At 70.3% G+C, this 8,180-nt stretch carries 8 protein-coding genes and 5 pseudogenes; 7 read left to right on the top strand and 6 right to left on the bottom strand.

Going from position 1 to position 8,180, the window contains the following annotated elements:
• Positions 1-218, top strand: a pseudogene (locus JWP64_RS06070) (IS110 family transposase); the annotation flags it as partial.
• A 180-nt stretch (positions 219-398) separates the two neighbouring features.
• A pseudogene (locus tag JWP64_RS06065) lies at positions 399-518 on the top strand (IS5/IS1182 family transposase); the annotation flags it as partial.
• 91 nt (positions 519-609) lie between these two features.
• Here JWP64_RS06065 and JWP64_RS06060 read toward each other — a convergent pair.
• Together JWP64_RS06060 and JWP64_RS06055 are read right to left on the bottom strand one after the other, a co-directional pair.
• A complete protein-coding gene (locus JWP64_RS06060; protein WP_297493331.1) occupies positions 610-801 on the bottom strand; it encodes a hypothetical protein in 192 nt (63 codons plus the stop codon).
• Positions 802-949: 148 nt separating this feature from the next.
• Positions 950-1,237: pseudogene (locus tag JWP64_RS06055) on the bottom strand (transposase); the annotation flags it as partial.
• A gap of 274 nt (positions 1,238-1,511) precedes the next feature.
• Between JWP64_RS06055 and JWP64_RS06050 the strand changes: the two are divergent.
• The 4 genes from JWP64_RS06050 (at position 1,512) to JWP64_RS06035 (ending at position 5,150) form a co-directional block, all read left to right on the top strand.
• Positions 1,512-1,967, top strand: coding sequence for a hypothetical protein (locus JWP64_RS06050; RefSeq protein WP_297493322.1), 456 nt, complete (start codon positions 1,512-1,514; stop codon positions 1,965-1,967).
• A 501-nt stretch (positions 1,968-2,468) separates the two neighbouring features.
• On the top strand, positions 2,469-3,038 hold the full coding sequence (locus JWP64_RS06045) for a hypothetical protein (RefSeq protein WP_297493319.1): 570 nt from the start codon (positions 2,469-2,471) through the stop codon (positions 3,036-3,038).
• A gap of 30 nt (positions 3,039-3,068) precedes the next feature.
• The gene (locus JWP64_RS06040) at positions 3,069-4,094 is read left to right on the top strand and encodes a hypothetical protein (protein ID WP_297493316.1); all 1,026 of its coding nucleotides are present in this window, start codon (positions 3,069-3,071) and stop codon (positions 4,092-4,094) included.
• A 132-nt stretch (positions 4,095-4,226) separates the two neighbouring features.
• On the top strand, positions 4,227-5,150 hold the full coding sequence (locus tag JWP64_RS06035; RefSeq protein WP_297493313.1) for a hypothetical protein: 924 nt from the start codon (positions 4,227-4,229) through the stop codon (positions 5,148-5,150).
• 269 nt (positions 5,151-5,419) lie between these two features.
• On the opposite strand, the pseudogene JWP64_RS06030 reads toward JWP64_RS06035, so the two are convergent.
• From JWP64_RS06030 to JWP64_RS06015, 4 genes and pseudogenes are all read right to left on the bottom strand, one after another.
• A pseudogene (locus JWP64_RS06030) lies at positions 5,420-5,530 on the bottom strand (transposase); the annotation flags it as partial.
• Positions 5,531-5,587: 57 nt separating this feature from the next.
• Positions 5,588-5,752 (bottom strand): annotated as a pseudogene (locus tag JWP64_RS06025) (DNA-binding response regulator); the annotation flags it as partial.
• 217 nt (positions 5,753-5,969) lie between these two features.
• Positions 5,970-7,124 (bottom strand): transposase, encoded by a 1,155-nt coding sequence (locus tag JWP64_RS06020; RefSeq protein WP_366889472.1) that lies wholly within the window; start codon positions 7,122-7,124, stop codon positions 5,970-5,972.
• A 322-nt stretch (positions 7,125-7,446) separates the two neighbouring features.
• A complete protein-coding gene (locus tag JWP64_RS06015) occupies positions 7,447-7,923 on the bottom strand; it encodes a MarR family winged helix-turn-helix transcriptional regulator (protein ID WP_297493328.1) in 477 nt (158 codons plus the stop codon).
• An 85-nt stretch (positions 7,924-8,008) separates the two neighbouring features.
• Between JWP64_RS06015 and JWP64_RS06010 the strand changes: the two genes are divergently transcribed.
• Positions 8,009-8,180 (top strand): NAD(P)H-dependent oxidoreductase (locus JWP64_RS06010; protein WP_297493325.1); only part of this gene is annotated, 172 nt, incomplete at its 3' end.

Below are 8,180 nucleotides of genomic sequence, written 5' to 3'. Positions count from 1 at the left end.
ACCGGCTCAACCGCGGCGGCGATCGCCGGCTCAACCGCGCCCTCTACACCGTCGCCCTGACCCGACTCGGCCACGACCCACGCACCCGCGACTACCTCGCCCGCCGCACCGCCGAGGGCTCCACCCGACGCGAGACCATCCGCGTCCTCAAACGCTACATCAGCCGCGAACTCTTCCGACTCCTCACGGCCACCCAGCCACGCCCGATCGCTCCTTGACAGTCATAGAAGCATCTCACTCTCATCAAGCTCGGGATCGCCAGCACAGCGAAGGACGTCTGAACCAAAGTCGCTCAGAGCGTCCGGCAAATGAGGCCGTCGGCGTGGCGTTGCAGGTAGGGGCACGAACCCCAAGTGATCATGGGATTGCTGAAGTCCTGATGATCACCCGGAGGGTCCGTGCCCCTGCTGCCAGCATCCCTGATCGAACCGCTGTGGGTCGAGTTCGCCACCCTGATCGGGTCCGACGAACGCCCGGAGTTCTCCCCGACCCACCCCTGGGGTTGCCACCGTCGCCGCGCTGCTCGGCCGTCGGATCGTCCACTCGTCGACCCCACACCAAAATGGCGAGTTGGCGTCGCGGCGCTTCCCGTGCATCGTCAGCTCCTGGTCACTGCGCAGTACGGGTGTCGCCGTCGTCGTCTGCGTCCGCCATGACGTGCCCCTGCCTGCGCATCTCCATGAGCAGCCGGACCAGGCCGCCTCCGACGCCGTCATCGACGAGTGGATCGTCATTCAGCGCTGACACTGCCAGTACGTCGATCAGGTGGTCGTCGGCGGCCACGGCGTCGAAGCGAACCACTGGTGCGGTCCCCGCTGTCGTCTCCGTGGACTCCGTAGCCCGCTTCATGACAGCTGCTGTCCGTCCACACCGAAGCGACGTGGTGGAGCCACCGCGGCGACGCCCCACAACGGCTCGATGCGCGGCGGAACAGTGGGTCGAGCCCGGGCTGCCAGGTCCAGGCCAGCGGTAGGTGCAGCACGAGCCGGCCCGCGGAGCGGGCGATCCGGGCGGCGACGTTGATCAGGCGGGAGCGCAGGGTGGCTGTGCGGGCCCGGGCGTGCAGTGCGCCGGCCAGCGCGCCGGCGGCGCGGGTGAGGTTGTGCGCGATCGCGGCGCAGACCAGCCAGGCGTTGTTCGCGCCGAAGTGTCCCGAGGGCAGGTGCGCGAGCGCGGAGTTCTTCAGGTCGGCGATGACCTGCTCGACGATGGCGTGGTCACGGTGGGTGGCTTCGGCTTCGGGGTCATGGTCGTGCTCGCCCCCGAGGCCGCCGGGCTCTGACCCCCTGGGCCGGTGGCCACCACCCGACCCGCCAGCCCAGGGTCCCGGCGGTGTTGCGGAACTTCGCCCACCGGGGCGCGGAAGGAAGTACAGGTGCAGCCCACCGGTCGGGTGGCCACGGTGATCAGGGGTCGGCACCCGCACCAGCGTAGGGACCGCACCGGGGCCGATCGACCGGCACCGGCGGGCGCTCGCCAAGATCGCCCGCGACGCCGAGCCACGGCAGAAGGTGGTCGCCGGCCGAGCGCTGATCAGCCGCGCCGAGGTCGCCCGCCGGCTGAACATGCGCGAGCAGACTCTGGCCGACCTGTACGCCGCACGGGAGACCAGCGGGCACCCGGAGGCGGTGCACCGCGAGGGCCGGCGGCTGTACTGGGCCGAGGCCGAGGCCGAGGCGATGGCCTGGGCGCAGGAGCGGAAGGCGGCGAAGAAGGCCACGCTCACCCCGGTCGATCGCAGCGGCGAGCCGGACGAGTTGGTCGACGCCGAGGAAGCCGCCCGGATCCTGGGCTACGCCAGCCCGCGGACGATCACCAGCTATCTCGCCCGCAACGTGGGCTACTTCCCCGACCCCGACGACATTGAGGGACGGCGCTGGCACCGGCGCACGTTGTGGGCATTCGCCGGCCGGCGCTCCCGGCCCGGCCGCGCCGGTCACGCCAAGACCCGGGCCGACCAGCGCTAACTGCCGCGCCCGGGACGAGAGACCACGTCTGGTAGGCTTGTTCGTCCTCGGCACTGACGTGCTGCTCGTGGTAGGCCTCATGCTCGCGAGCTGGGAGCTGTCGCCTTGCGCACCGTCGCAGTGGAGCCGGCGCGGCGGGCCAACCGACCTCCGATTGGTCATCCCAGGTGCCGCTGGCTCGGCCGTGTGGGGGCGAGAGGCCAGCGCACGTCCTGGGTCTACTGCGGAGGTCTGACGTCGACAGCCACGCCGGCCCAGAAGATCGACTTGAGCCCTTTAGCGGCCCACTCTCGCGGCTGGTAGCGCCGGTGCCTCCCAGCATAGGGGTGAATCTAGTTGATCTTCTACTACCCAGCGCTTTCGACACTGCGGCCCCCTGGCCTGTGCAAACACGTTGGCCTTGAGCCACCGCCGGGAAGCCGGTCTCGGGGACAACCCGCGCGAACGGACGCAGCAGTGTTACAACGATCGGGCTAGTGGCGATACGCCAATGAGACGCCTGTGGCGTTTCGCCCGCGGGAGGTTCTCCCGGTTCTCTTGGCTCCGTTAGGAACCACCATGCGAAAGATCATTATCGTCGCCCCGGTCGTCGCCGGCGCCCTCCTGCTTCTCTCCGCCGGCCCGGCGTCCGCGGCCGACACCGGCACCACCTTCCAGATCGTCGGAGGGGGGCTCGCGATCAGCGCCCCGGTGGGGCCCGTCAGCCTGGGCACCAAGGCGCCCACCGCGGCCCCCGAAACGATCACTAGCCCGCTCGGCAACGTCACCGTGACCGACGGTCGCGGCGGCGTCCTGGGGTGGGTCGCTTCGGTCGCCTCCACGGCCTTCACCGGCGCGACGGCCGTCCCGGCCTCGGCGATCAGCTACGTTCCTCCGGTCGCCACCGTGACCGGCGTCGCTCTGGTCGCTGCCACGCCGGCGATCGACCTGACCACCGCCAAGACGGTGCAGACCGCCACCGCGGTCGTCGGGGCCAACAGTGCGGTGTGGAATCCGGCCCTCGCTGTCGTCGTGCCGGCGGGCGCGCAGGCCGGCACCTACAACGCCGTCGTGACGCACTCCGTCATCTGACAAGCGCAGCAGACGGCGGCGGAAGTCATCATGCGTAGTTTCGTGCTTGCCGCCGTGCTGGCGGCCGCCGCCCTCACCGCGGCCACCGGGACGGCGGCCGCCGCTGGTCTGGCGTCGCCGCTGTCAAGCGAGGCCGCCACCGGAGGCGTGGGCGTGCGGTTGCTGGACGCACCCAGCGACGCGCGGGACGATCCCCGTGCCCGGCAGTACATCGTGGACCACCTGGCACCGGGATCGGTCATCCACCGCCGCATCGAGGTCTCGAACACCACGCCCGCCGCGGTGCGCGTCTCGATGTATCCGGCGGCCGCCAGCATTGAGAACGGGTCGTTCATCGGCGCCGCCGGGCACACACCCAACGATCTGTCGTCGTGGACGACGCTCGACCAGGACGTCCTCGACATCGCCCCCGGGACCCAGACCACCGTCACCATCACCGTCACCGTGCCCGCGGATGCCCCACCCGGGGAGCAGTACGGGGCGGTCTGGGCCGAAACCAGCGCCCCCAACACCTCCGGGGTCAACCTGGTCAACCGGGTCGGGATCCGCCTGTATCTGTCGGTAGGCGCCGGGAACGCCCCACCGTCCAGCTTCACCGTGGACTCGCTGACCGCGGCGCGCGCGCCCGACGGGCACCCCGTGGTGACCGCCCAGGTCCACAACACCGGCGGGCGCGCCCTGGACATGTCCGGGAACCTGTCCCTGTCCGACGGGCCCGGGTCACTCAACGCCGGCCCCTTCCCCGCGCAATTGGTCAGCACGCTGGCGCCCGGCCAGTCCACGATGGTGAGCATCTCGCTCGACCAGCAACTGCCCGATGGGCCGTGGAACGCCAACATCAGCCTCACGAGCGGGCTGCTCGAGGAGAGCTACCAGGCCCGCATCCAGTTTCCCCCCAACCCGGGCGCCACCGCCCCGGTCCCCGCGCAGAAGTCGGTTGACAACTACCTCGGGATCATCTTGATTGGCGTGCTCCTGGCCGCCCTGGTCACCGTCGCCGTTCTGGTCGTTGTCCGTCACCGCTCACGCCAGAAGGCCAACCGCCAGCTCGTCTGATGCAGGTCAGCTATCGCCCGTCGATCACGGGACGCCACGATCGATCAAGGTGCCCGTCGGTGTCATGACATCTCATTCCCCCCATTTCGGCACCGAAACGATGACCGCCAGCAGCGAAGGAAGGACCGGGCCATGAACCACCGGCAGGCTCCGATGGGCACTCGGTGGGTCCTGCGGTCCGCAGGACTGCTCACCGTGGCGCTGGTCATGGTCGCGCTGCCGGCCCCGGCCAGCGCCGCCACCGCGCCGCGCGATGACGGCGGCGCCAGCGGTACAAGCAGTGCCACCACCACCACCACGCCGAGCCCCACCGAGACCGGCTCGGTGCACCTGGAGGTCGCCGTCGAACCCGCTGCGCAGACCGTGCCGGACGGAAACACCGCGCTCTTCACCGCCTCGGTCACGACTCGGTCCCCTGTCACGATCCGGTGGCAGACCTCGAGCACGCGGACCGGGCCGTGGACCGACATCGACACGCCAGGCGGCACCCAGTTCGCACCCCAGGCCACCACACGCATCGACGGCCACCTGTTCCGCGCGACCGCGACCATCAACCAACAGTCCGCGAGTTCCCCGCCGGTGATCCTTCACGTGCGCCCAGCCGCCGCCCCGCCGAGCACCATCACGCCGCCCCTGGCAAGCACCTGCCCGTCACCCACCGCGAAGACACCAGTCGAACCCGGCGCATCATGCCCCGGCACGACGCCCACGATTTCGACACCCCCGACCGCGACGCCGCCGACCACACCCCGGGGCCCCTCCTCCGTCACCACAGCGCCGGTGAACCAGGCGGCAGGGGACAGCGACACAACGACCACCACGTCTCGGCCCCCATATGGGACCGTCGGAATACCGGTCATCCAACTTGGCCGAGAACAAACCGCCACCGGCCACAACTTCATGCCCGGAACACTTGTGAAAGTAACCCTCGAGCCTACCGGAATCGATCTCGGAACCTACACGGTCGGCCCTGACGGGACCGTCACCATACGCTTTGCCACAACCCGTTTGGCGCCGGGAACCCACGCGGTGAGATGGACATCACTGCAACCATGAATGGCGATCTCGGTTTACTTCGCAAGGTCCGGGTCGACGTCCCCGGCTTGACCGTGCGCATCACCGGACTGCAGCGCGCCGCGGTCTGGTCAGGCCGATCTGGGCGGAGCGGTAGAGCTGCACCTGGCCGGGCAGGGCGTCGGGGTCGACGGCCGCGTCGGTGCCGGCGGCGATCGCCTGGGCCACCAGTTTCTGCATCGCCACCAGCCGCCGGCCTGGGTGGCCCAGCACCACCCGGCATCCGCCGGCGCGGTGTCGGCGACCGCGGCCAACTCCCGCAGCGCGTGGGCACAGCAGAGCTGGTGATCGACATCGAGGTAGGTGTCATAGGGCGCCCAGGCGTGGTGCACCGCGACCCCGCGGAACCGGCCCAGGACCCCGTAAGTCGAGAGGACCAGCACACCCACCAGCGGATAGAGGGCCTTGATCTGCTCCGCGACCTGCAGCCCCTCCTCGGTGAAGTCCGGGGGCATCCGGACGTCGACGACCACCGCGTCCGGCTGCTCCCGCGTCATGAAGGTCAGGAGCTCGGCCCCGTCCTTGGCCGCGTAGCGGACCTCGACGCCGGCGCCCTCGAGCAACCGTGTCAGGCCGGTACGCATGATCCCCGAGTCATCCGCCAGCGCTACCCGCACGGCAACGTCACCAGAATCCGGGTCCCCGCGCCCTGCGGGCTGTCCACGATCATCCGGCCTCCGATCGTCTTGGCCCGGTCCCTGATCCCAGCCAGGCCGGATCCGGGCGTTGCCTTCGCGCCGCCCGGCCCGGCATCCTCGACCCGGATGGTCACCGTGTCGTCTGTCCGGCCTATCTCGAGGGTCAGCTGGGCGACGCCCCGTGCTTGACCGCATTGGTGATCGCCTCGCAGGCGACGAAGTAGGCGGTGTTCTCGACGGCCGGCTCCAGGCGGTCCGACAGCACCGACCCCGTGACCCTGACGCCGAGCCGTTCGATGACGCCCTCGAGCGCCGGCCGCAGCCCGGACTGGGTCAGGATCGGCGGCGAGATGCCGCGGGCCAGCCGCCTGAGCTCGTCCGTCGCTGCGCCGAGATCGGACTGGGCCTGCCTGATCGCCTCATACGCGGCCGTACCAGGGGCCGTCTTCTGCCGGGCTTCACCCAGGCTCATCCGCGCAGCCCACAGCGTCTGCTGGGCGCCGTCGTGCAGGTCTCGCTCGATCTTCCGGCGGCCGGTCAACTCGGCCTGGGCGATCCTGGACGCGACTCCTGGAGCTCGGTGAGCTGGGCTCGCAGGTCCGCGTGCATTCGCGAGTTCTCCAGGGCGAAACGGCAGGCTGCAACGGCAGGGGCGACCAGGTTCGTGTGCCGTCGCAACGCCGGGTCCAGCATCAGGACGGCAAGCAGCGACCTGTCGCCGGTACGGACCTCCAGGTACTCCGCCCCGTGCGTACCGAGCAGTCGGGGCCCCCACCGGTACTGGGTCCCCCCCACGCAGGGTGCGCGGCCCGATGCGGCGGGCTCGCACGGTGCGCAGCAGCGGGGCTGCGGCGTCGGCACTGAGCCGGCGCGGCGCCCCGCCGGGCAGCAGTTGGGTGAGCAGCACGTGGAGCCGGTTCACGGTCTGGGTGCGGGTTGTGACCACGTCGTCGCGGTGTTCGACCAGGGCGCGCAGCGCGGTGACCGCCTCGTCGACCGCGATGGTGCGCAGCCCGGCGGCGCTCAGCGCGGCCACTGCGACGGAGATCGCGTCGGCGTCGTCGTTCTTGCGGCCGTGCCCGGTGGAGAACACCCGGACGCGGGCGGCGAGTTCCGCGGACACGTCGACCGCATCGATCCCGCCGGCGGACAACCGGGAGGCCAGCGGCGCGCCCAGCCCGCCGGCACCCTCGATCACCCACACGGCACCGGGTTCGCGGGTGGCGAACCGGAACAGGCCGCGGTGCCCCGAGGGCTGACCGGCCTCCGGATCGTGGCCAGCGACTACAGCCCGGGGCCCACCGCGGCGGCGGTCCACGACGCCTTGTGCGGGTCGATACCGATCACGACCCGGGCCGACTCCGTCGTGCTACTCGACACCGAACCTCCTCTCGGACAGAAACCGCAGATCATGTGACGAGGAGGGCACCCCAACTTTGGGCCGCGCAGACCTCTCCTCAGCCACCCCCGCCGATGGCACCAGCCGGGACGCAAGCCGTCCAGGAGTCAACCCGCTACCGGGCGACAGGCATGCGGCGAGCGATCCCGACCGGTGCCTTGGAGACCATGGCTGCAGACCTGATCTCCCGCAGGTAGTGAACAAGTCGGTACGGAGGCCCGGGCCGGGGCCTCCATATCGTCTAGCTGAGCTCGGCGTCGATGGCTTCGGTGCAGCTCGGCACCGTTCCACGGGCCGCCTGCAGAAGCAGGTTGTAGAGCGTCTCGCGCTGACTCTCGTCGAGTGCGCCGAGCACCTCCTCCTCGACCGCCGCGAGCGCGACCTCAACCTTCGCGAGCTGCTTCGCGCCGGCGTCGGTGAGCTCGACCACGTGCCGCCGCCGATCCTCGGGCGAGCGCCGCCGTTCGATCAGCTTCTCGGCCTCGAGCTCGTTGAGCAGCCCGACGATGTTCGTCCCGTCCATCTCCAGGGTGGCGGCGAGCGCCTGCTGGGTACTGCCGCGGCGAGCCCGCAACACCGTGAGCGCCACGAGATGACGCGGCCGCAGGCCCACCGGCGCCAGCACAGCCTCGGCACGCAGACGCATCCGGCGCGCGAGGTGGTCGAGCAACGCACCAGAGCGGTGCACCGGCTGGTTGACGACAGACCGGCTACTCATGCACCACAGCCTACCCGACCACGCCATCTATCGCTGTGCTATAGATAGTCTGTGTTACACCAACTAACTAGGAAGGGTTAACAAAGTGGCGCACCTCCTGCACATCGACTCGAGCATCCAGGGCGATCGCTCCGTCAGCCGCAAGCTCACCGCCCGCGCCGCCGCCGCCTGGCGCACCGCCCACCCCGCAGGCACCGTCTCCTACCGCGACCTCGGCAGCAATCCCCTCCCCCACCTCGACACCGCCGGCGGACTGG

The organism is Pseudonocardia sp., from assembly GCF_025465255.1.
Classification (GTDB): Bacteria; Actinomycetota; Actinomycetes; order Mycobacteriales; family Pseudonocardiaceae; genus Pseudonocardia.
Note: the sequence above shows the minus strand (reverse complement) of the source record. Positions and strands in the feature narration are given on the sequence as shown.

Coding starts and splice junctions, on each gene's coding strand:
- JWP64_RS06040 (WP_297493316.1), top strand. CDS start 3,069: ATGCGTAGTTTCGTGCTTGCCGCCGTGCTGGCGGCCGCCGCCCTCACC.
- JWP64_RS06035 (WP_297493313.1), top strand. CDS start 4,227: ATGAACCACCGGCAGGCTCCGATGGGCACTCGGTGGGTCCTGCGGTCC.
- JWP64_RS06015 (WP_297493328.1), bottom strand. CDS start 7,923: ATGAGTAGCCGGTCTGTCGTCAACCAGCCGGTGCACCGCTCTGGTGCG.